Raw genomic sequence first — 22958 nt, 5'->3', positions numbered from 1 at the left:
TCCAACTCGGTGGTTGACTGGCGTCGCAGACCGATGGACAAGATTGGACGAACTGTGACGCCCACGCTCGACCGTCTCATCGCCTCGACCACCGAGGTCGACCCGCCGCTGGCCGCGCTGGATCTGACCACGTTGCGCGCCAACGCCGCCGACCTGGTGCTGCGCGCGGGCGGCACGCCCGTCCGCGTCGCCAGCAAATCCGTTCGCTGCCGCGCGGTACTCCAGGTCGCACTGGGGGAGAAGCTCACCGGGGCCGGCGGGTTCCGCGGGATCATGGCGTATTCACTGCGCGAGGCGATCTGGCTCGCCCGCCGCGGCGCGGACGACATCCTCATGGGCTACCCGACGGCCGACCGCGGGGCCATCGCCGAACTCGCAGCCGACCCCGAACTGCTGAACCGGATCACGTTGATGGTCGACAGCGACGACCACCTCGACTTCGTTCTCGTCGCGGCCGGCACCACCTCCCTCCGGGCCCGGCTGTGCATCGACGTGGACGCCTCGCTGCGGCTCGGCCCCCTCCACATCGGGGTCCGCCGTTCCCCGCTCCGCGAACCGTCCGCCGTCGCCGCCTTCGCGAAGCGCGCCGCGGGGCGGGGATTCGCCGTCGTCGGCGTCATGTTCTACGAAGCGCAGATCGCGGGTCTGCCCGATTCCAGTCCACCGATCGGCTGGATGAAGCGGGCGTCCGCGAATGAACTCGCGACCCGTCGCGGTGCCGTGGTGAACGCCGTGCAGTCGGAGGTCGGGGTGCTCGAAATCGTCAACAGCGGGGGCACCGGCTCGCTCGAGGTGAGCTCCGCGGACCAGGTAGTGACGGAGGTGACGGCCGGTTCCGGCCTGTACGTCCCGACGCTCTTCGACAGGTACCGCGCGTTCCGTCCGCACCCGTCGCTGTACTTCGCCCTGTCGGCGGTCCGGCGGCCGACCCCCGGCATCGCGACGCTGTTCGGCGGCGGCTACATCGCCTCCGGTCCCGCCGGGGGCAGTCGCGTGCCCAAGCCGGTGTGGCCGCCGCGGCTGAAGCTACTGCGCAACGAGGGCGCCGGCGAGGTCCAGACCCCGGTGACCGGAAAGGCGGCAGCGGATCTCGCCATCGGCGACCGGGTGTGGTTCCGGCACGCGAAGGCCGGCGAGCTGTGCGAGCGGTTCACCGAGGTGCACCTCGTCGAGTCGGACGGCTCCCGCACCGTGGTGCCCACCTACCGCGGCGAAGGTCAGTGCTTCGGCTGACCGGTGAGCCGCATGAAGGCACCCAGCTCGGTCAGACCTTCCGGGGTGCTCGGCATGTACTGCGTCAACGATTCCGACCGGATGATGATCGCCGCCCACTTGCCGCGGGACACCGCCACGTTCATCCGGTTCCGCGACAGCAGGAACGACATGCCGCGCGGCACGTCCTCGATCGCCGACGCGGTCATCGACACGATGGCAACGGCAGCCTCCCGCCCCTGGAACTTGTCGACCGTGCCCACCTCGACCTTGTCGAGACCGACCGCGGCCAGATCACGTTCGATCAACCCGACCTGCGCGTTGTACGGCGCCACCACCAGGATGTCGGACTCGTCGAGTGGGCGGGTGCCCTCGAACTCGCTGGGGTCGGTCCACCCGGAACCGAGCAGCTTCGTGATCCGGTTGACCACCTCCCGCGATTCCTCCGGGGATTGGGTGGCGTTGCCCTGGTGGTCGACGAAGACGGTGTGCACACCCGGCTCCAAGCCGTCGAGTCGCCGTGCGGCACTGGCAGATTCCTGCGAACGCAGCTTGCCATCGTAGGACAGCGTCGACACGGGTGCGCACAGTTCCGGGTGCATCCGCCACGTGCGTTCGAGGAAATAGCCCCGACTCGCGGGCAGAGCCCCGTGCCCCTCGGCGAGCCACCCGAGGGCCGACGCGTCCACCGGTTCCGGATGGGTGCCCTGGCTGACCTGCGGAAGTTGCTGGGGGTCGCCGAGAAGCAGGAGGTTGCGGGCCGCGCCGCCCACCGCGATGGTGTTGGCGAGAGCGAACTGCCCGGCCTCGTCGATGACCAGCAGATCGAGGCTGCCGGGCGGAACGCGGTCGGTGTTCGCGAAATCCCAGGCGGTCCCGCCGATCACGCAGCCCGTTTCCTCGGCCTGGTCGATGAAACCGGGGTAGTCGTTGGAGCTGATGTCGGTCCACGTCGCGGCGCGATGCCGCCCGTCCTTCTTCGCGACGAGTTCGGCGGGGAGCCCGGCCTTCACGACGCCGCCGAGCATGTTCTCGATCACCGAATGCGACTGGGCGACCACGCCGATCCGCCAGTGGTGCTGCTCGACGAGCGCCTTGATCACCCGGGCCCCGGTGTATGTCTTGCCGGTGCCGGGAGGCCCCTGCACCGCGACGTACGAGTCTTCGAGGTCGAGTAGTGCCGCGGTGATCGCGCCCGCGTAGTCCGTGCCGTCGACGGGCGGGAGCGGGTTCCCGCTCCGGGTGCGCGGGTCGGACCGCCGCAGAATGTCCACCGACGCGCACAGCGGAAGCTCCGGCAGCGGGGAGCACATGTCGTCCGCGGCCACCGCAATGGACGATTCGATGCGGTCGGTCGTGATCGGGGGACCGGGGGTGATCGCCGTCGGAAGTTGCACGTACTCCTCGCCGTTCAGGAGTTCCTCGACGATCACCACGTCGCGGCGCCTGCCGTCCTTCCCGACGTCGAGCACGTTGACCGTGCACGTTCCCCGCTGCTGCGGATTGTCGCCCGCGACCGCCTCGGGTGCGGGAGTGTCGTACAGCGCGTACATCGTGGTCTTGGGCCCCACCGTGCTCCCGGTCCCGAAACGGCCGGTGAGCTGCAGGCGCCGGCGCAGCTTGCGCTGCCGCGGACTGCTCTTGTGCCAGTTCTCCTCGACGACCGCGGACGACACCACCAGAACGTCCCGGATGTCCGACAGTTCGTCGTGCGGCACGACCAGCCGGTCGAAGTGCGCCCACCAGAACGGTTTCCGCTCGCGGCGGTGGTAGCCGACCGCAGCAGCCATGAGCGCGGCCGCCTGCTGGTCGTGCCCCCGATGCTCGCTCGGTCCGTGCCCGGCGAACTCGCGCAACGCCGCCTCCGCGGGGGTGCAGTCCTCGGTCACCGGGGTGGGCCCGTCGCCGGGCGGCCGGAGAGCCACGCCGTGCGTCTCCGCCTGCCCGATCAGCCAGTCGCGCAGCCGCAGCGTGGAGTCGCAGTCGTACTCGTTGTAGTCGGCGATGCCCTGCAGCAGCGCGCGTGCCTCGTCCTCCCGGCCGTTGTCGCGGTGATCGCAGTAGTCGGCGTACGCGACCACCGACGCGGCGGCATTGGTGACGTCGCCGTCGCGCGGCTGCTCCGGCATGTACAGCGGTTCGAGTTTCTTGATGCTGTAGGACCGTTCACCGATGCGCAGGCACCCGCGCACCACCGGATACAGGTCGACGAGGACGTTGTCGCGCAGCAGGGTGTCGACGGTCTCCTCGCCGACGCCGTGCCGTCCCGCCAGCCGCAGCAGCGCCGACTTCTCGTACGCGGCGTAGTGGTAGATGTGCATGTTCGGGTACTGCTGACGGCGCGCGGTGACGTAGTCGAGGAAGTCGACGAGTGCTTGCCGCTCCTCGGCGCGGTCGTGTGCCCAGAACGGCCGGAACACGGCGGCGTCGGCGGGACCCTCGACCACACCGAAGAGGTATTCGAGACCCCAGTCCGTGGATCCGTTCTCGGCCCAGAGCGGGTCTCCCTCGAAGTCGAAGAAGATGTCGCCGTCGTCCGGTTCGGGTAGCCCGCCCAGAGCCTGCGGGGCGTACACCTGGAACTCGGGGGTGCCCGAGGACTCCTGCCGCAACTGCAGGGCCGCCTGCGCGCGCAGCGACTCGAGGGTGCGCTCGGGGAGGCCCTCGACGCTGCCCGCGTACGCGGCGAGGGCGTCGAGTGTGCCGATCCCGGCCGCGATCAGCCGGCTCCGCTGCGTCGTGCGCATTCCGGCCACCAGCAGGAGGTCGCGGTGCTGCTCCACCTCCGGGGTGCACGTGTCGCACCGGCCGCACCCCGTGTACCGGGGGTCGCCCCATTCCGCGAGCGACTGCTCGTCGCGGTGCTCGTCGAGAATTCGTTCGAGCGAGGACCGTCGCGCGGAGTACACGGGAACGATGTCGCCGAGCGAGTGCGCCGAGTCGCTGTCGTCGCCGAGCAGCAGGTGGACGTCGGGGGACGTCGGGATCCCGTTGCCGGCCAGCGCTTCCGCGTACGCGGCGAGCTGCAGCAGGGCCGACACCTTCGCGTGTCGTGACAGTTTGGTGTCGTAGACGGCATACGTGTCGCCATCGCGGACGAGGAAATCGCAGAAACCCAGGAAGCGGCCGTCGAAGAACGTCCCCTGGTACACGACGTCGGCGCCGCCGCGGATCGCCTCCACGGTGGCCAGGTTCGCGTCGAACAGACCCAGCGCGGTGTATTCGGGACGGTCCATCGTGACCACCCCGTCGCCGTACTCGGCTCGGAACTGCTCGAGCCGGCGATGTTCGTGCGCATCGCCGAGGCTCGACGTCCGTCGCAGCATCGGATCGTCGTCGACGGACGGGGCGGCGGAACCGGCGCCGGCGAGCCCGAGCGTGGCGTCCAACCGGCGCAGCAACGCGAACTCGCAGGTGGCGGCCGCGGAGAGGTCGCTGGCGCTGTAGACGATGGTGTCGTCGAGGAGGAACACAGCTACGTCCCCAGTTCTGCCGGTGAGTTCACCCGGCCGATTGTGCCATCGGGGTGCGACAGGCCCAGAATGGCAGCCATGCCCTTCTTCGACGGCCACTCCGGACGAGTCCACTACCGGCACTGGAGCGCGGTGGGAGGACCTGTCGCCCAGTTGGTGTTTCTCCACGGCATGGGGCAGCACACGGGTCACTACCACCGGTTCGCGCGCGGACTGACGCCTGCCGGAATCGGGGTGTGGGGAATCGACCAGGCCGGTCACGGATTGTCCGAAGGCGACCATCCGGGATCGGTGGCGGACCTGGCGGAGGACGCCGCGCTTCTCACCGGCCTCGCCGGCAGGCACGCGCCGGATGTTCCGCTCGTGCTCATGGGGCATTCGCTCGGTGCCGCGGTCTCGATGGAACTTCTCGCGTCCGGTGACTCCGGTTTCCGGGGCGCGATTCTGTGCGGGACACCGAAGACCGCCGCCGTGCAGCAGACGGCGGACGCGCTCGGGTCACTCGGGATACCGCTGCTCGCGGTGCACGGCGTGGACGACCGCATCGCACCGATCGACCCCGTCCGGGACTGGGCGGCGGGGATCGCATGCCTCGAATTCCGGGAGTTCGACGACGCCGGCCACGACCTGCTTCACGAGAAGGTCCACACATCCGTGACCGCGGTGGTCCGCGACTTCATCCTCGGCGCTGCGCACCCGTGAGTGCGCGAGGAGTCTCTGCACTCCTCGAGCACTCACGGGCGGCGGAGCCGCCTACGCGTAGATGGCCTCGATGGCCGCGCCGTGCTCCTTGTGGATGACGTTCCGCTTGAGCTTCAGCGTGGGCGTGAGCTCACCGGTCTCCTGCGTGAAGTCGACCTCGAGGATGCGGTACTTCTTGATCCGCTCCGGGTTGGACACCTTCTTGTTGCCCTCGGCCACGGCCTCGTCGATCTCGGCGACCAGGTCGGGGTTCTTCACCAGTTCGGACACCAGGGTGTCGGCGGCCAGCCCGTGGCGTTCCTTCCAGCCCGGGAGGGTTTCGGAATCGAGGGTGATCAGCGCGCCGATGAACGGCTTGCCGTCGCCGACGACGAGGCACTGGCTGATCAGCGGGTGCGCGCGGAGCGCGTCCTCGAGGACCGCGGGCGCGACGTTCTTGCCGCCCGCGGTGACGATGATTTCCTTCTTACGGCCGGTGATCGAGATGTAGCCCTCTTCGTCGATCGAGCCGAGGTCGCCGGTGTGGAACCAGCCGTCCCGGATCGAATCCGCGGTGGCCTGCTCGTTGTGCCAGTACCCGCCGAAGACGACGGGACCCTTCAGGAGCAGTTCGCCGTCCTCGCCGATCTTCGCGGCGTGACCGTCGATCGGCTTGCCGACGGTGCCGACCTTCTGCGCGCGGGTGGTGTTCACGGAGATGGCGGCGCTCGTCTCCGTGAGGCCGTAGCCCTCGTACACGGGGACGCCGATGCCGCGGAAGAAGTGACCGAGGCGTGCACCGAGCGCGGCGCCACCGGAGACGGCGCGGTCGCACTCGCCGCCGAGGGCGGTGCGCAGCTTCGAGTAGACGAGCTTGTCGAACAGGGCGTGCTTGAGCTTGAGACCGAGCCCGGCGCCGCCGTTGTCCTGCGCCTCGCTGTACGCGATGGCGGTGGCGGACGCCTTCTCGAAGATGCTGCCCTTGCCGCCGTCGTACGCCTTCTGCTTGGCGGAGTTGTAGACCTTCTCGAACACGCGCGGCACCGACAGGATGAAGTGCGGCTTGAACGCGGCGAACTGGTCGAGCAGCGTGGTGAGGTCGGCGGTGTGCGCGACCGTGACCTTGGCGTCGAACGCACCGAAGGAGATGGCGCGAGCGAAGACGTGCGCGAGGGGCAGGAACATCAGGGTGCGCCTGCCGGCGTACATTGCGTCGCTGAGCGCCAGCTTCACGGCCGCGGACTCCGCGTAGAAGTTGGAGTGGGTCAACTGCACGCCCTTGGGGCGGCCCGTGGTGCCCGACGTGTAGATGAGGGTCGCGGGGGAGGACGCGCGCACCTGGTGACGACGCTCGTGCAACTGCTCGTCGGTGACGCCTTCGCCGCGCTTCGACAGCTCGTCGATCGCGCCGCCCTCGATCTGCAGGACCTCACGCAGGTCCGGCGCTGCGTCGGTGACGACCTTCAGCGCGTCGGCCTGCTTGGCATTCTCGACGACCAGCAGCGATGTGCCGGAGTCTTCGAGGATCCACTTCGCCTGATCGGGTGCGGACGTTTCGTAGATGGCGACGGTGCACCCGCCTGCCGTCCAGATCGCGTAGTCGATGACGACCCACTCGTACCGGGTCGCCGACAGGATCGCGACGCGGTCGCCGAGCTCGACGCCGGAAGCGATGAGGCCCTTCGCGACGGCGGACACCTGCTCCGCGAACTCGGCGGCGGTGACGTCTACCCACCCGCCGTTGCCGGGGCGCTTGAACGGAACGAACTTCGGGTCTTCCTCGGCATGACGGAAGACCGTGTCCGCCATGGAGGCGTCCTCCGGAATTGAGAACGACTGCGGTACCGAGAATTCACGCACTATGACCCCTCCACTGAAACGACATGACGGATGTGCATTCGATCACATTTGTCCCAGTTTCGCACCAGGGTCGATGTCCGTTATGTGTATTTCTTACCTGGACCAGCGGAGATAAGTGTAACTCGGCGTAAACTGATAACTCAGGCGGCCTCTTCGAGACGCCGCGAGTTCGCCGACAGCCAGCGCCGGATCGCATAGTTCAACTGGTCCGGATCGACACCGAGTTCGGTCGCCGTCGCCTCGAGGATCTCCTCGGCCAGGCCGTCGTCGGTGGCTTCCGAAATTCCGAGCGCGCCGCTGATGAACACGTCCGCCACCCGATTCGGCCGGACACCCGGGATCCCGGCGAGCATCAGGAAGTGCGCCCACGTGACGTCGCTGCTCTCCCCGCACACCTCGTTCCACGCGTCGTGGATCTGCTCCAGGGCGGCTTCGTCCCGGGCGGCTTCGAGGAGGTCGTCGATGCTGTTGATCCGGAGCTGGTGTAGTCGCTCCGCCGCCAGCTGGATGTGACGCGCCTCGATCGGCACACCGGTCGCGGAGTACCGCCGTTTGTACGAGCCGACCTTGCCCGCCCACTGATCCGAGCTGCCCGCCTCCTCGAACGTGCGGAGAAGGTCGCGGGCGCCGTCGGTGAGGGGCTGATCGGGGTGCGCCCGCCGGTACGCCAGGTAGCGGTCGACGACGGCGACCTCGCTGTGCCCGGCGCTCGACTGCACCGATTCGATGATGCAGAGGGCGAGGCTGTGCCGGTAGGCATCGGAGGTGACCCAGCCGGACGGGTCGCCCAATCGGTCGCGGCAGGCGGTGACGACGGTTTCGACGGTATCGGCAGAGACGGTCACGAGATCCTCCAAAGGCAGTCTGTTCTGTGCTCTGTCCGGTGTATCGACAGGGCCTCCGGGAACGTTGCACTGGAGCTGAGGATTCCTCGAGAACCACCGTCAGTGGTGGGCCAGCAGGTCTGTGACCTCGGTGTCCGAGAGTTGATGGAAATCGTCGTACGCGTTGCCGACGCCGCCGAGATCGGCCGGAACGTACGGGCAGACCACCTCGTCGGCGGTCACGCGCAGACGTCCGACGGCCTCGGGCGCCGCCACCGGGACCGCGACGATCACGCGCGCCGCGCCCAGTTTCCTCACCGATTGGCAGGCCACCGCCGCGGTCGCGCCCGTGGCCATGCCGTCGTCGACGAGGACGGCCGTGCGGCCCTTCAGCGACGCTCGCGGCTTGCCGCCGCGCAGCACCCGCGCCCGCCGTTCGAGTTCGCGGCGCTCCTTCGCCTCGACCATGGCGAGTGCGGTCTTGCTGATCCGGGCGATGCGGAGGACGTCGTCGTTGATCACCCGGGATTCGCCCTCACCGATGGCACCCATGGCGAGTTCCGGCTGCCACGGGACACCCAGTTTGCGGACGAGGACCACGTCGAGGGGCGCCGACAGGGCGGCAGCGATTTCGAACGCGACGGGGACGCCGCCGCGCGGCAGACCGAGCACCACCAGATCGGTCCCGCGCAGGTGCTCCAGTGCGGCGGCCAGTCTGCGGCCGGCGTCGGCGCGACTGGTGTACAACATCGAACGCTCCGTGATCGGGGAGAACTGTTCGTCTCCGACGCTACTCCCGATCCCGCCGTTCAGATCTCGCTGACGGTGAATCGGCGCAGCGCGAGGGCGGGGTTTTTCTCCCGCACCTCGGTGATCCGTTCCGCGCTGACCTCCGCGACCGCGGTGCCCACCCGCTCACCGAGTGACGCGAGGGTCACGCCCATCGGATCGACGATCATGCTGTTCCCGGCCCCGGTGCGCGCGCTCTGGTCGGCGGCGACGACGTACACGGTGTTCTCGATGGCGCGCGCCCGCACGAGGGTGGACCAGTGGTCCTCCTTCAACGGCCCGGGCACCCACTGCGCGGGCAGCAGCAGCACGTCGGCGCCCGCGTCGACGATGCGGCGGGTGACCTCGGGGAACCGGAGGTCGTAGCAGGTCTGCATGCCGAACGTGAGGCCGTCGACGGCGAACGTCTCCGGGGCGCCGATCTCCCCGGCGCGGATGACGTCGGATTCCTTGTAGCCGAACGCGTCGTACAGGTGGAGTTTGCGGTAGGTGGCGACGATGTCGCCGCCCGGTCCGAGCGCGACGAGGGTGTTGGAGATGTGATCGTCCCCGGGCAACTGCTCGTTGACCCCGGCAATCAGGTGGACGTCGAGTTCCTTCGCGGTCGCGGCCAGCCCGCTGACGAACTTGCCGTCCAGGCCCTCGGCCGACTCGACGATCCGCTCGTCGGTTCTCGGCGCCGTGAACATCGCGTACTCCGGCGCCACCACCACCTTCGCGCCGCGGCCCGCGGCCTCGGCGGCGAGCGTGCGGAGGGTGCGCAGGTTCTCGTGCTTGTCCTGACTGGGAGCGAACTGAATGACAGCGACATCGACCATGCCGTCCACGCTAGGCGACGAGGTGCGGCAGGTGTCTCCCGTCCCGGTCGCCGCGTATTTCCGCGGCGTGGCGATGCACTGTGGACTCGTGCACTAAACTGCTGGTCAATGAGTGATATCGAGCGTGACCCCGAACCCCCCACTTTTGCCGACCTCGACATCGATGATCGGGTCTTGAAGGCACTGTCCGATGTGGGCTACGAGTCGCCCTCGCCGATCCAGGCAGCCACCATTCCGCCCCTCCTCGCCGGCAACGACGTCGTCGGCCTGGCGCAGACCGGCACCGGCAAGACCGCTGCGTTCGCGGTACCGATCCTCTCGAAGATCGACCTGACGCAGAAGTCGCCGCAGGCGTTGGTCCTCGCTCCGACGAGGGAACTGGCGCTGCAGGTCGCGGAGGCGTTCGGCAAGTACTCCGCCCATATTCCGGGCCTGCACGTGCTGCCCATCTACGGTGGTCAGAGTTACGGCGTCCAGTTGTCGGGGCTGCGGCGCGGCGCACACGTCGTGGTGGGCACGCCCGGTCGAGTGATCGACCACCTGGAGAAGGGCACGCTCGACCTGTCCAAGCTCTCGTACCTCGTCCTGGACGAGGCCGACGAGATGCTGAAGATGGGTTTCCAGGAGGACGTCGAGCGCATCCTCGCCGACACTCCGGAGTACAAGCAGGTGGCGCTGTTCTCGGCGACGATGCCGGGGGCCATCCGCAAGATCTCGAAGCAGTACATGCACGATCCCGTCGAGATCACGATGAAGTCGAAGACGTCGACGGCCTCCAACATCTCGCAGCGGTACGTCCAGGTGGCGCACCAGCGCAAGCTCGACGCCCTGACGCGTGTCCTCGAGGTCGAGGACTTCGAGGCGATGATCATCTTCGTGCGCACCAAGCAGGCCACCGAAGACCTCGCGGAACGACTGCGCTCGCGCGGATTCTCCGCGTCGGCGATCAACGGCGACATCGTGCAGGCGCAGCGTGAGCGGACCATCGGCCAGCTCAAGAGCGGCGCCCTCGACATCCTCGTGGCCACCGATGTGGCCGCGCGTGGCCTGGACGTGGACCGCATCTCCCACGTCGTCAACTACGACATCCCGCACGACACGGAGTCGTACGTCCACCGGATCGGCCGTACCGGTCGCGCCGGGCGCGCCGGCGAGGCGTTGCTGTTCGTGGCACCGCGCGAGCGGCACCTGCTCAAGGCCATCGAGAAGGCGACCCGTCAGCCGCTGGCCGAGATGCAGCTGCCCAGCGTCGACGACGTCAACGCGCAGCGTGTGTCCAAGTTCGGCGACTCGATCACCGAGAGCCTCACGTCCGACAATCTGGCGTTGTTCCGCAAGATGATCGAGGACTACGAGCAGGAACACGACGTGCCGCTCGCCGACATCGCCGCCGCGCTCGCGGTGCAGTCGCGCGACGGTGAGGCGTTCCTCATGGCGCCCGAACCGCCGCCCGCGCCCCGCCGTGAGCGCGAGCCCCGCGAACGTCCGGCGCGCCGGTTCGACGACGGCCCCCCGACGCGGTCGCGTGGACCGGAGGGCCAGGAGCTCGCGACGTACCGCATCGCGGTCGGCAAGCGGCACCGTGTGGTGCCGGGTGCGATCGTCGGTGCCATCGCGAACGAGGGTGGGCTGCGGCGCAGCGACTTCGGGCACATCAGCATCCGCCCGGACCACAGCCTGGTGGAGTTGCCCGCCGACCTGTCCAGCGAGACCCTCGAGGCTTTGCGTCGTACCCGGATCTCCGGAGTGCTGATTCAGCTGCAGCCCGATTCGGGTCCGCCGTCGGGCCGACCGCGCGGTGGCCGCGACGATCGGGCAGGCGGAAAGTTCCAGCGCGACCGGGACAGCCGGAAAAGGCCGCGCGAGTAGTTCTCACGCGGCCCTCCCGAAGGGGATCCCCGGCGGTTACGCCGGGGGAGCGGGAGCCGGGGCGGGCTGTGCCGCCTCGGCGGGCAGCGGGCCCTCCTCTGGAACGAAGAACGAACCGACGGTCGGCAGCACGTAGCAGGTCGCGTTGGTGTAGCCGACGGTGCCGAAGATCGATGCCACGACGGTGCCCGGCCCCGTCGCCACGACCTTGTTCAGCGCCGGGTAGCCGCCTTCGGTGACGCCGTCGAGGGGCAGGATTCCGCTGGCGCCGGTCTTGGTGTTGATCCACGCGACGTTGAGTCCCGAGGACTTCACGACACCGGGGTACGCGGAGAGGGCCTGGAAGCTGATCTCGTTGGCCTTCACCTCGGCGGTGGGCCCGGTGGTGCCCGACGCCAGCGTCAGCGTGACCGGTGCGACGGTGCCGCAACCCACGGTCGGTGCGGTGTAGAGGAACGGGGTGTACGCGCCCGCGACGTCATGCAGCACCGTCGACGTGGCCAGCGCCTCGACCGCGGCCTTCGCCTCGGGCTTGTCGGCCTGGGTGCGCAGTTCGGCGAGGCCGGGGACGTCCGGGGTGGCCGGTTCGGCCGCTGCCGTGCCCGACAGGCCGAAAGTCGCCGCGATACCGACCGTTGCCGCCGCGATCGTGCGTCGCATCACGCTCATACCGTCCACCTGAACTCCTCGTTGTCTCGTCCGGGCGGCTCTGCAGCGCCGCCCGAGCGGAGAATTTACCCGAGAGAGCGGAAACAGTCAGGACCAGCTGCCGCCGCCGGCCAGCGTATCGGCGCGCGCGCCGTCGAGGGATTGCCGGATGATGTCGGCGTGACCGGCGTGCCGGGCGAGTTCCTCGATCTGGTGCAGCAGCATGTACCGGACCGTGAAGACGACTCCCGACGCCATCCACTGCGCCACGTCGGCGGGCAGGTCGACGTCGCGATCCAGATCGGTTTCGGCGGCGACGGCGGCCTCGGTAGCGCGCTGTGCGTCGTCGAAGCGGGCGAGGAGGGCGTCGACGGTCTCGTCCTCGGTGACGTTCCATGCGGCCATCCACGCTGCCACCGGGTCGTCGCCGACATCGCGCGGAGCCCCGGTGATGCGGGAGGTCATCGCCTCTTCGCCGTCGATCACGTGCTTGAGGAGGGACGCCAGGCTCATCTCGCTGGCGCTGGGCACACTGCGGGCCTGCTCCTCCGTCAGCCCGGACATCGCGTTGCGGAAGGCGGTGCGCTGGTTGTCCAGCATGAGGAGAAGGAGTCCGCGCTCGTCGGAGATGGGGTTCTGGGTGCTGGGTGTCTCGGTCATGAGTTCAGTGTGGCGCGAATAGCGGACACCTACTGTCCTCGATCGACACTCTGCGCGCGTCCCCAGCGGTTCGGGCAGGACCGACCTACGATCGAGGCACGTGTCCGGGGAACGCCCCTGTTCCTGTGATCGAGTCGCGAACCGAGGTGCTTATGGCCCTGGAAGATTCGTCGTCGGCCTTCGCCGACCCGTCCCGGGAGGGCGCGGCCTCACCGGAGCACGACCTCGAAGGCCACATCATCGAGGCCCGGTCCGAAGACTTCTTCCACGCCAGAGAACTGCAAGTGGACAACGAGTGGTTCAAGACCGCGGTGTTCTACGAGGTGCTGGTCCGCGCGTTCTTCGATTCCTCCGGCGACGGAACGGGCGATCTCCAGGGGCTGACGTCCAAGCTCGACTACCTGTCCTGGCTCGGCGTCGACTGCCTGTGGCTGCCGCCGTTCTACGACTCACCGCTACGCGACGGCGGTTACGACATTCGCGACTTCCGCGCCGTGCTCCCGGAGTTCGGGACGGTCGAGGATTTCGTCCAGCTCTTCGATCAGGCGCACCGCCGCGGGATCAGAGTCATCACGGACCTGGTGATGAACCACACCTCCGACACGCACGCATGGTTCCAGGAGTCGCGCACCGACCCCGAGGGCCCGTACGGCGACTTCTACGTGTGGTCGGACCGTGACGAAGGGTATCCGGACGCGCGCATCATCTTCGTCGACACCGAGACGTCCAATTGGACGTGGGATCCGGTGCGCAAGCAGTACTACTGGCATCGCTTCTTCTCCCATCAGCCGGACCTGAACTACGACAATCCCGACGTCCAGGACGCGATGATCGACGTGCTGCGATTCTGGCTGGACCTCGGAATCGACGGCTTCCGGCTGGACGCCGTGCCCTATCTGTTCGAGCGGGAGGGCACCAACTGCGAGAACCTCCCCGAGACGCATGCGTTTCTCAAGAAGTGCCGGGCCGTCATGGACGCCGAGTACCCGGGGCGGGCGCTGCTCGCCGAAGCCAACCAGTGGCCCTCGGACGTCGTGGAGTACTTCGGGGAGCCGGACGTGGGCGACGAGTGCCACATGGCGTTCCACTTCCCGTTGATGCCCCGCATCTTCATGGCCGTGCGCCGGCAGAACCGGTTCCCGATCTCCGAGATCCTCGCGCAGACCCCGCCGATTCCGAGTTCGTGCCAATGGGGAATCTTCCTCCGGAACCACGACGAGCTGACCCTCGAAATGGTGTCGGACGAGGAGCGTGACTACATGTATTCCGAATACGCGCAGGATCCGCGGATGAAGGCGAACATCGGCATCCGGCGACGTCTCGCGCCGTTGCTCGAGAACGACCGCAACCAGCTCGAGCTGTTCACCGCGCTGTTGCTGAGCCTGCCGGGTTCGCCCGTCCTCTACTACGGCGACGAGATCGGCATGGGCGACAACATCTGGCTCGGCGATCGGGACTCGGTGCGGACTCCCATGCAGTGGACGCCCGACCGCAACGCCGGATTCTCCCGTGCCGACCCGGCCCGAATGTATTTGCCGGTCATCATGGATCCCACGTACGGCTACCAGTCGGTGAACGTCGAGGCGCAGATGAACTCGACCAACTCGTTGCTGCACTGGACCCGCCGCCTGATCCAGGTTCGCAAACAGCATCCGGCGTTCGGAACGGCGTCGTTCACCGAACTCGGCAGCGCGAACCCGGCCGTCCTGTCGTATGTGCGGGAGACGCCGCCGAGTCGGGACCGCCCGTACAGCGACGTCATTCTGTGCGTCAACAACCTGTCCAGGTTCCCGCAGGCGGTGATCCTGGACCTCACCCAGTTCGCCGGCCGAATCCCCGTGGAGCTCACCGGTTCCGTTCCCTTCCCCGCGATCGGGGACGACGGATACATGATCACCCTTCCCGGTCACGGATTCTTCTGGTTTGCGCTGCAACCGGATCCGAAGTCCGGCGGCGCGGTGAGCGGACACCCGGTCAGCAGCGAAGCGGAACAGGCGGTGCAGCAGTGAACGAACCCACCAGTGAACGCATTCCYGACGAGTCCCTCGAGCGGCAACTCGTCCGGTGGTTGCCGGACCGGCGGTGGTTCGCCGCCAAGGGCACCACCATCGCGGCGGTGCGGATCCTGCTGCGCCACGAACTGACATCGGCGTTCGGGTTCTCCGCCGAGCATCTCCTGGTGTCGGTGGAGTTCGAGGCGGGGCCGCCGCAGGTGTACCAGATACCGCTGGGGTTCCGCAGTCATCTGCCCGAGGACCTCGAGCCGTGGGCGCTGCCGGACGGCGACGGGAACGTCATGATCGCGTACGACGGCCTGCACGATGCCGAGATCATCACCCTGTACGCCGACCTGCTGTCGGAAGCGGAGGGATCCGGGCCGGTGCAGTTGAAAACGGTGCCGGGCACGGTGATCGAACCGGGGCTCCGTGGGCGGACACTCGGCGCGGAGCAGTCGAACACGTCGGTGGTGCTGGGGGAGAAGCTCCTGATGAAGATCTTCCGTCTGGTCACGCCGGGCGTGAACCCGGACGTCGAACTCCACCTCGCGCTCGCCGAAGCGGGCAGCGAATACGTGGCGACGCTGCGAGCGTGGATGGAGACGGACGTGGCCGGGATTCTGACGACCCTCGCGATGGTCCAGGATTTCGAGGCCAATTCGGCGGACGGGTGGAGCATGGCGCTCGGCAGCGTCCGCGACCTCCTGATCGAAGCGGATCTCCACGCCGCGGAGTTGGGGACGGACTTCGCCGGTGAGTCCTATCGGATGGGCGCCGCCGTCGCCGAGGTGCACGCCACCCTGGCGCGTGCGCTCGGTGCGGAGGAACGACAGGTGGCGTCGACGACCGTGGAGGCGATGACGCGCAGGCTGGACGCCGCCACCTCGATCGTTCCCGAACTGGGGGAGGTGGCGGCGGCGGTGCGGGGCAAGTTCGCCGAGGCGGAAGCTCTGGGCGCTACCACCGTCCAGCGGATTCACGGCGACCTCCACCTCGGTCAGGTGCTGCGGACACCGGAGCGCTGGCTGCTCATCGACTTCGAGGGGGAGCCCGCCAAGACGCTCGACGAGCGCCGGGAACGGGACAGCCCGTTGCGGGATGTCGCGGGAATGCTGCGGTCCTTCGACTACGCCGCTCACCACCTGCTGGCAGATTCGGTGCCGATGGGAGCGATGGGGGCGGCGTCGCAGCGGGACTTCCGCGCGAGGGAGTGGGCGCAGCGCAACGCCGACGCCTTCTGTGAGGGCTATGCCTCTGTGTCGGGCACCGACCCGCGTGAGGCGGCGGCGTTGCTCCGGGCCTACGAACTCGACAAGGCGGTGTACGAGACCGTGTACGAGGCGAGGAACCGTCCCAATTGGATCGGCCTGCCCCTCTCCGCCATTCGTAGACTCACCTCAGCACCTCGGTGAGCGTCGGGGACGACACCGTGCCCGGGTCGAACTGAGTGCGGTACAGCTCCTCGTACCGGCCGCCCGCGGCGAGCAGCTCTGAGTGGGTGCCGCGTTCGACGATGCGCCCGGCCTCGACCACGAGGATCAGATCGGCCGCGCGGACGGTCGACAGCCGGTGCGCGATCACCACCGCGGTCCGCCCGGCGAGGGCCTCGCCCAGCGCCTCCTGGACGGCGGCCTCGGACGTGGAGTCGAGGTGCGCCGTCGCCTCGTCGAGGATGACCACCCGCGGATGCGCGAGCAGCAGGCGCGCGATGGTCAGCCGCTGGCGTTCGCCTCCCGACAGCCGGTAGCCGCGTTCGCCGACCACCGTGTCGAGGCCGTCGGGCAGGGCCGCGACGAGGTCGGTGAGCCGCGCCCGTTCGAGCACCTCCGCGAGTTCGGCCGGCGTGGCACCCGGCCGGGCGAGCAGGAGATTGGCCCGCACGCTGTCGTGGAAGAGGTGCCCGTCCTGAGTCACCATGCCGACGGTGGCCCGCACGGAGTCGGCGGTCAGGTCGCGCACGTCCACCCCGCCGAGTTTCACCGAGCCCGCGTCCGCGTCGTAGAGCCGGGGAACCAGTTGGGCGATGGTGGACTTGCCGGCTCCGGACGATCCCACCAGCGCGACCATCTGCCCGGGTTCGGCGCGGAACGAAAGCCGGTGCAGCACCTCGACGCCGCCGCGGGTGTCGAGGGTCGCGACCTCCTCGAGCGATGCCAGCGACACCTTGTCGGCCGAGGGATACGCGAATTCCACGGAGTCGAACTCCACCGACACCGGGCCGTCGGGCACCGCGACCGCGTCGGGCTTCTCCGCGATCAACGGCTTCAGGTCGAGGACCTCGAAGACGCGCTCGAAGCTCACCAGCGCGCTCATCACGTCCATGCGTGCGCTGGCCAGTGCGGTGAGGGGCGAGTACAACCGGGTCAGCAGCATCGCCATCGCGACAACGGCTCCCGCGTCGAGTTGTCCGCGCAGCGCGTAGAACCCGCCCAGTCCGTAGACGAGCGCCAGCGCGAGAGCGGACACGAGCGTGAGCGCGGTGACGAACACCGACTGCAGCATCGCCGTGCGGACACCGATGTTCCGTACCCGCCGGGCACGGACCGCGAACTCGGCGGACTCCTCCGACGGACGACCGAACAGCTTCACGAGGGTGGCACCCGGCGCCGAGAACCGCTCCGTCATCTGAGTGCTCATCACCGAATTGTGGTTGGCTGCCTCACGATTGAGTTGAGCCAGCCGCGCGCCCATCCTGCGGGCGGGCAGGACGAAGATCGGCAACAGCAGCAGTGCGCACAGCGTGATCTGCCAGGAGATCCCGATCATCACGATGAGCGTGATGCCGAGCGTGACGAGGTTGGACACCACGCCCGACAGCGTGTCGCTGAACGCGCGCTGCGCACCGATCACGTCGTTGTTGAGGCGGCTGACCAGCGCGCCGGTGCGAGTGCGGGTGAAGAAGGCGATCGGCATCCGCTGCACGTGGTCGAACACGGCGGTCCGCAGGTCGAGGATCAGGTTCTCGCCGATGCTCGCGGACAGCCACCGCGTCCACAGGGCGAGTGCGGATTCGAGTACGGCGATGACCGCGATGAGCGCCGCGAGGCGCACGATCACGGACACCGCGTCGCCGCCGACGATGGCGTTGACGACCCGGCCCGCCAGCACCGGGGTGGCCACCGCCAGCGCGGCCGTGACGACGCTGAGCAGTAGATACCACCCGAGGCTGCGACGGTGCGGCAGAGCGAACCGGGCTATCCGCCGCAGCGTCGTGCGGGAGAAGGGTCGACGATCCTCTTGGGCGTGCATCGCGTTGTACATCGCGTTCCACGCCGTGACTTCCATGCTCATGCCAGCGGCCTCCTGTCGCTATCCCCCCACGGTAGAGCCGGGGTATGACACGACGGTAGAACCTCAACGTTACTCGAGGTCAAGCGGCGAGCGCGGAAGCGCTACTTCGCGACGTCCACGACCACCCGCGTCGGGTCGGACAGAGTCGACACCGTGAAGGGCCGGCCCGGTTGCGTCACGCCGATGAACGACTGCGTGACGCCTTCGAACACGAGCGCGCCGTTGACCTCCGTCACCGTGCCGCCGGGAACACCGGGCACCGGGTTGGGGCCCGAGTATCCCTCCACATCACTGTCGAACGGGTACGCCGAGCCGTCGATCTGCACCTGCAGGATGCCGTTGCCCGACACCGGAATCGTCTTGCCGCTTCCGTCCTGCACCGCCTCGTCCACATACGCGACCCGCCAGCCCGGTGTGCCCTTGCCGCCGAGTTCGTACACCACACGGTCGAATCCCTCGTGCTCGCCGACGCGGACGTCGGTGACCGTGAGCTTCGCTGACCCGGACGCCGCGGACGATTTCGGCGACGCATCGGTCGGGATCGGCGCCGACTCGGATTCGAGGGCGCTGCTGGTGGTGGCGGCCGCGGCCGGTGACGTCGCCGCCACACTGCTGGGGGAGTTCGACTCCGAGCATCCGGTGAGCGTCAGGGCCAGGGCGCAGGCGGCGAACGCGGCGAAGGGACCGATCCGGTGGTTGATCATGATCCGATCGTAAGCCGGGGCCGATCAGAGAAGGGGAAGCCCGTGGCGTGGCGTCGCGATCGCGTCCAGATACAGCCAATTGCCGTTCTCACGGACGAATCGGCTGTTCTCGTGCAGCGATTCGCGGCGGCCGTCCAGCACGTAGTGCGCGCGGAACTCTACGGTGCCGGTGGTGTCGAGCAGTCCGCCGCCGCTCGTGCCCAGGATGTCGAGTCGGGTCCAGCGCTGCTCCGGATCGAGGTCCAGGGTCCCGGGCCGGGTGCTCGGATGCCACGTCGCGAGGAGGTAGTCGACATCCAGGACGGCGAACGCGCTGAACCGCGATCGCATGAGGCGCTCGGCCGTGGGCGCCGTGGTCTCGCCGCGGTGATACCTCCCGCAGCACTCGTCGTACGGTTCACCGAGCAGGCAGGGGCATCGAACGGTCACCGTCCCAGTATGGACGGCGGTCACACGAGCTTGTGGGTGCGGTCCTTCCAGTACGGCGCGCGCAGTTCCCGCTTGAGGATCTTGCCGGTGGGGTTGCGGGGGAGCAGGTCGACGACGTCGACCGTCGTCGGGCACTTGAACTTCGCCAGACGCTGGCGGGTGTAATGGATCAGCTCGTCCGGTTCGATACTGGTTCCGGTCACCGGCACGACGACGGCCTTGACCGTCTCACCCCAGTGGTCGTCGGGCACGCCGATCACCGCCACCTCCGCCACCGCCGGGTGTTCGACGAGCACCCGTTCGATCTCGGGGGAGTACACGTTCTCACCACCGGTGATGATCATGTCCTTCAGCCGGTCCTCGATGAACACGAAACCGTCGGCGTCCGCCCGCCCCATGTCGCCGCTGCGCAACCACCCGTCGGCGGTGATCGCCTCCGCGGTCGCCTCGGGCTTGCCGAGATAGCCCGGCGTGCGTTGTTCCGAACGCCACCACAGTTCCCCGGTCTCGCCGGAGGCGACGTCCTCGGCGGTGGCCGGGTCCACGATGCGCATCTCCACACCGGGAATGGGCTGTCCTGCCGACGCCATCCTCGCCTCCTGTGCCGCATCGCGATGCACCTCGGGCAGCAGAGCGGTGACGACACCCGCGCACTCGGTCATTCCGTAGACCTGGACGAACTCCGCCTCCGGCCAGGCGGCGAGCGCGCTGCGCAGCAACGGCAGCGGCATCGGCGCCGCGCCGTACGTGATGCGATGCAGCRCACCGAACGCGGCCACGGCCTGCTCGCCTGCGGCGAGCACTCCGGCGATCACGGGCGGCACCAGGAACGCGATGTTTGCACCCGCAGCGAGCGCGCCGAACAGGGACGGGGCGTCGGCCTCCCGGGTGAAGTGGCACCGGGCGCCGGCGTGCACGCCCATGATCGCGTAACAACTTCCGCCGACGTGGAACAGCGGCATGGCGACGAGCAGGCAGTCGTCGTGCCGCGCGGGCAGGATCTCGAGCACCGCGGCGCTGTGGGCGATCAGATTGCGGTGGGTCAGCTGAACGCCCTTCGGCCTGCCGGTGGTTCCCGAGCTGTACAGGATCAGCGCGGTGGCATCCGCTCCCACCTCCGGCCTCGACGACAGCACCGACGCCTCGGCCAGCCACGGCTCGAACTCGTCGTGCTCCCCGCCGACGGTGATGATCTGCTCGATGCCGGTCAACCGGTCGCGCAGTGCCATGACCTGTTGGAGGAACTCGTTGCCCACGAACAGGATCCGCGCCCCGGAATCGTTGATCACGTAGTCGAGTTCCTCGCCGGCCAGCCGCCAGTTCGGAACCGCGGCGGCCGCGCCGAGGAGCGACGCGGCGTAGGTGACCTCGAGGCAGGACAGATGGTTCTTGTCGACGAACGCGACCGTGTCACCGGCCCGGATTCCGCCCTCCGCCAAGGCTCCCGCGATGTGCAGGATCCGGTCGTGCCAACCGGACCACGTGTATTCGGTGCCCTGGAACTGCACGGCGACGTCGTCCGGTCGGACCTGCGCCCAGTGCGCGAGGCGGTCGAAGATGATCTCGTTGTCGGCGTCCGACATGCGCCCACCTCTCGTCTGTGACGTCAGTCACATCAGGCTAGTAGCCGGTGATCCGATCAGTGACGTTTTGCCTCACGCGGCCGAACTGCTTCGGCTCTGTGCGTCCGCGCGTCGCAGCGCGGCGGTGCCGAGGGCGCCGACCACGATCAGGGTGATGCCCAGCCAGTCGGGGTCGTTGTCGGTGACGAGCATCGCGATCCCCACGCCGATCACGAACGGCGGCAGGAAGTCGAACAGTTTGACGAGGGGTGGTGCCACCTCTTCCGGTTCCCCGGGCTCCCGCGGCGCCTGCGCGCTCGCCACGTCCGGATACCACTCGGTGAAGGACAGCGCGAACAGCAACGCCCCGATCGGGATGATCCAGCCCGTCCAGAAATTGTCCGGTTGGTCGAGGACGAGGTCGCCATACAGTCCGGCCGCCGCCGACACCGTGAAGGACAGCCCCCACACCAGCGTGATGAGCTGGTTGACCTTGAGGAACAGCGGCGAGTTCCAATACTCCTCGGGTGTGGTCTCTTTCGCGTACGGCAGGGTGAACGGATTGCGCAGTAGCAGCGAGCCGAACGCGAACGCGACCAGCGCCAGGCTCGACATCTCGCCTGACCACTTCTCCAGCCAGGTGATCAGGTCGTCGGACGCGAACAGTCCGATCGCGGCGAGGCACCCGAAGTAGAGGATGTCGAACACTTCGAGGGGTTTGAGGGTTCCGCTGCGGCGGTGGCTGAGGAACAGGAACAGGATCGACAACCCGAGTGCGGTGGCGACCGATTCCTCGAACCGCCCGGGGCCGGACAGCAGCGACATCACGATCCACGGCGCCAGGCCGGCGAACGGTGATTGCAGGAACGCGTCGAGGAACCGCGATCCGGCCCGAGGTTTGGGGGATTCGATGGCCATGAGGCTCTCCTTCGCACCGGCGATACCGGAATTCTCCCAGGTCGGTACTTCCGTTGTGGGCGTTTCCGCGGGGGTCTCCGTGTCCGAGATCACGGCCGCGGCGACCGAAGATCAGGGTGGTCCCTGATGGCGGGCCGCAGCGGGTGTCGACAAGATGGAGGAGTGCGCCGCGCGTGCACCGTCCCGGCCCGTCACCACGGGGCCGGACCGCCACAAGAGGAATACGAAAGGCGATCATGAGCACGCATGCCCCCGCTGTCGCTGCCCGTGCTGTCGAGCTGTCCAAGACGTACGGCACCGGCGACACCCAGGTCCACGCGCTCAGCGCGGTATCCGCGGAGTTCGCCCGTGGTGAGTTCACCGCGATCATGGGACCGTCCGGTTCCGGTAAGTCGACGCTGATGCACTGCCTGGCCGGTCTCGACGCGGCCAGTTCGGGTTCGGTCCTCATCGGCGACACCGAGTTGACGACGCTGACGGACAAGCAGATGACGCAGCTGCGACGCGACCGGATCGGCTTCGTGTTCCAGGCATTCAACCTGGTGCCGACGCTGACGGCACTGGAGAACATCACCCTTCCGCTGGACATCGCGGGCCGCAAGCCGGACGCCGCATGGCTCGAGAACGTGCTCACCAAGCTCGGACTGCAGGACCGTCTCGAGCACCGCCCGGGCGAGTTGTCCGGTGGTCAGCAGCAGCGCGTCGCGTGCGCGCGCGCGTTGGCCGGGCAGCCGGAGATCATCTTCGGCGACGAGCCCACCGGCAACCTCGACTCCAAGTCCTCTGGTGAGGTGCTGTCGATCCTGCGGGCCGCGGTGGACGAGTTCCACCAGACCGTCGTCATCGTCACGCACGATCCCCGGGCGGCGGCCTACGCCGACCGGGTGGTCTTCCTCGCCGACGGCAAGATCGTCGACGAACTGCGTGACCCGACGGCCGATTCGGTCCTCGACACCATGAAGCGACTCGACGAGCCCGCTCACGCCCTCGCGTCCGACGCGGCGGTCTGACCGCATGGCGTCCACATCCAGCGCCCCGATGCGCAAGGTGTCGCTGCGCAACCTGGCGGCACACAAGGTCCGGCTGGCGCTGACGGTGCTGTCCGTGGTGCTCGGCACCGCGTTCGTCGCCGGCTCCTTCGTCTTCACCGACACACTCCAGAAKACGTTCGACTCGATCTTCGAGAACACCGCGCAAGGGGTCGACGTCCGGGTGTCGAGCGA

19 protein-coding genes are annotated in these 22958 nt (G+C 68.3%); 7 read left to right on the top strand and 12 right to left on the bottom strand.

What is annotated here, in order from left to right:
* The first annotated feature begins 33 nt into the window (after positions 1 to 33).
* Positions 34 to 1233: an amino acid deaminase/aldolase gene (locus AC1D1G_RS18645; protein WP_477953165.1), complete on the top strand. Its 1200-nt coding sequence runs from the start codon at positions 34 to 36 to the stop codon at positions 1231 to 1233.
* Here the strand turns inward: AC1D1G_RS18645 and AC1D1G_RS18640 are convergent.
* Positions 1218 to 4685: a TM0106 family RecB-like putative nuclease gene (locus AC1D1G_RS18640; RefSeq protein WP_477953164.1), complete on the bottom strand. Its 3468-nt coding sequence runs from the start codon at positions 4683 to 4685 to the stop codon at positions 1218 to 1220. The two genes, AC1D1G_RS18645 and AC1D1G_RS18640, sit on opposite strands and share 16 nt — an antisense overlap.
* Positions 4686 to 4763: 78 nt before the next feature.
* On the opposite strand from AC1D1G_RS18640, the gene AC1D1G_RS18635 reads away from it, so the two are divergent.
* A complete protein-coding gene (locus tag AC1D1G_RS18635; protein ID WP_280783548.1) occupies positions 4764 to 5387 on the top strand; it encodes an alpha/beta hydrolase in 624 nt (207 codons plus the stop codon).
* 51 nt (positions 5388 to 5438) lie between these two features.
* On the opposite strand, the gene AC1D1G_RS18630 is transcribed toward AC1D1G_RS18635, so the two are convergent.
* From AC1D1G_RS18630 to AC1D1G_RS18615, 4 genes are all read right to left on the bottom strand, one after another.
* Positions 5439 to 7226: an AMP-dependent synthetase/ligase gene (locus AC1D1G_RS18630; RefSeq protein WP_283354160.1), complete on the bottom strand. Its 1788-nt coding sequence runs from the start codon at positions 7224 to 7226 to the stop codon at positions 5439 to 5441.
* A 140-nt stretch (positions 7227 to 7366) separates the two neighbouring features.
* Positions 7367 to 8071: a heme peroxidase gene (locus AC1D1G_RS18625; protein WP_477953163.1), complete on the bottom strand. Its 705-nt coding sequence runs from the start codon at positions 8069 to 8071 to the stop codon at positions 7367 to 7369.
* A 99-nt stretch (positions 8072 to 8170) separates the two neighbouring features.
* Positions 8171 to 8800 carry a phosphoribosyltransferase gene (locus tag AC1D1G_RS18620; RefSeq protein ID WP_105412728.1) on the bottom strand — a complete coding sequence of 210 codons (630 nt, stop codon included), beginning with the start codon at positions 8798 to 8800 and terminating at the stop codon, positions 8171 to 8173.
* A gap of 59 nt (positions 8801 to 8859) precedes the next feature.
* Complete coding sequence (locus AC1D1G_RS18615; RefSeq protein WP_283354162.1) at positions 8860 to 9657, bottom strand: carbon-nitrogen hydrolase family protein; 798 nt, start codon at positions 9655 to 9657, stop codon at positions 8860 to 8862.
* 108 nt (positions 9658 to 9765) lie between these two features.
* Here AC1D1G_RS18615 and AC1D1G_RS18610 point away from each other — a divergent pair, with 108 nt between their 5' ends.
* The gene (locus AC1D1G_RS18610; protein ID WP_025432210.1) at positions 9766 to 11526 is read left to right on the top strand and encodes a DEAD/DEAH box helicase; all 1761 of its coding nucleotides are present in this window, start codon (positions 9766 to 9768) and stop codon (positions 11524 to 11526) included.
* A gap of 36 nt (positions 11527 to 11562) precedes the next feature.
* Here the strand turns inward: AC1D1G_RS18610 and AC1D1G_RS18605 are convergent, their stop codons facing one another.
* Complete coding sequence (locus AC1D1G_RS18605) at positions 11563 to 12195, bottom strand: hypothetical protein (protein WP_317569172.1); 633 nt, start codon at positions 12193 to 12195, stop codon at positions 11563 to 11565.
* An 87-nt stretch (positions 12196 to 12282) separates the two neighbouring features.
* Positions 12283 to 12834, bottom strand: a complete 552-nt coding sequence (locus AC1D1G_RS18600; protein ID WP_280783555.1) for a mycothiol transferase — start codon at positions 12832 to 12834, stop codon at positions 12283 to 12285.
* 152 nt (positions 12835 to 12986) lie between these two features.
* Here AC1D1G_RS18600 and treS point away from each other — a divergent pair, with 152 nt between their 5' ends.
* Both treS and AC1D1G_RS18590 read left to right on the top strand, forming a co-directional pair.
* On the top strand, positions 12987 to 14843 hold the full coding sequence (gene treS, locus AC1D1G_RS18595; protein WP_283332923.1) for a maltose alpha-D-glucosyltransferase: 1857 nt from the start codon (positions 12987 to 12989) through the stop codon (positions 14841 to 14843).
* Positions 14840 to 16243, top strand: coding sequence for a maltokinase N-terminal cap-like domain-containing protein (locus AC1D1G_RS18590; RefSeq protein WP_317569173.1), 1404 nt, complete (start codon positions 14840 to 14842; stop codon positions 16241 to 16243). The genes treS and AC1D1G_RS18590 overlap by 4 nt, the downstream gene beginning before the upstream one ends.
* Here the strand turns inward: AC1D1G_RS18590 and AC1D1G_RS18585 are convergent.
* From AC1D1G_RS18585 to AC1D1G_RS18565, 5 genes are all read right to left on the bottom strand, one after another.
* Positions 16224 to 18122: an ABC transporter ATP-binding protein gene (locus AC1D1G_RS18585; protein WP_283332925.1), complete on the bottom strand. Its 1899-nt coding sequence runs from the start codon at positions 18120 to 18122 to the stop codon at positions 16224 to 16226. The genes AC1D1G_RS18590 and AC1D1G_RS18585 overlap by 20 nt on opposite strands.
* Positions 18123 to 18223: 101 nt before the next feature.
* Positions 18224 to 18826, bottom strand: a complete 603-nt coding sequence (locus tag AC1D1G_RS18580; RefSeq protein ID WP_280783560.1) for an AMIN-like domain-containing (lipo)protein — start codon at positions 18824 to 18826, stop codon at positions 18224 to 18226.
* Positions 18827 to 18850: 24 nt separating this feature from the next.
* Positions 18851 to 19279, bottom strand: coding sequence for a YchJ family protein (locus AC1D1G_RS18575; protein WP_477953162.1), 429 nt, complete (start codon positions 19277 to 19279; stop codon positions 18851 to 18853).
* Positions 19276 to 20838, bottom strand: a complete 1563-nt coding sequence (locus tag AC1D1G_RS18570; RefSeq protein WP_477953161.1) for a long-chain-fatty-acid--CoA ligase — start codon at positions 20836 to 20838, stop codon at positions 19276 to 19278. Before AC1D1G_RS18570 ends, AC1D1G_RS18575 begins: the two co-directional genes overlap by 4 nt.
* Positions 20839 to 20910: 72 nt before the next feature.
* Entirely contained in the window at positions 20911 to 21828 is a 918-nt protein-coding gene (locus AC1D1G_RS18565) for a DUF3159 domain-containing protein (protein ID WP_477953160.1), read from the bottom strand.
* Positions 21829 to 21971: 143 nt separating this feature from the next.
* On the opposite strand from AC1D1G_RS18565, the gene AC1D1G_RS18560 reads away from it, so the two are divergent.
* Positions 21972 to 22745, top strand: coding sequence for an ABC transporter ATP-binding protein (locus AC1D1G_RS18560; protein WP_005239421.1), 774 nt, complete (start codon positions 21972 to 21974; stop codon positions 22743 to 22745).
* A 4-nt stretch (positions 22746 to 22749) separates the two neighbouring features.
* Positions 22750 to 22958: hypothetical protein (locus tag AC1D1G_RS18555; protein ID WP_477953159.1), on the top strand; the 209-nt coding region annotated here is incomplete at its 3' end.

The organism is Rhodococcus sp. P3_B8 (genome assembly GCF_056402775.1).
This window is presented reverse-complemented; position numbering and strand designations above follow the sequence as displayed.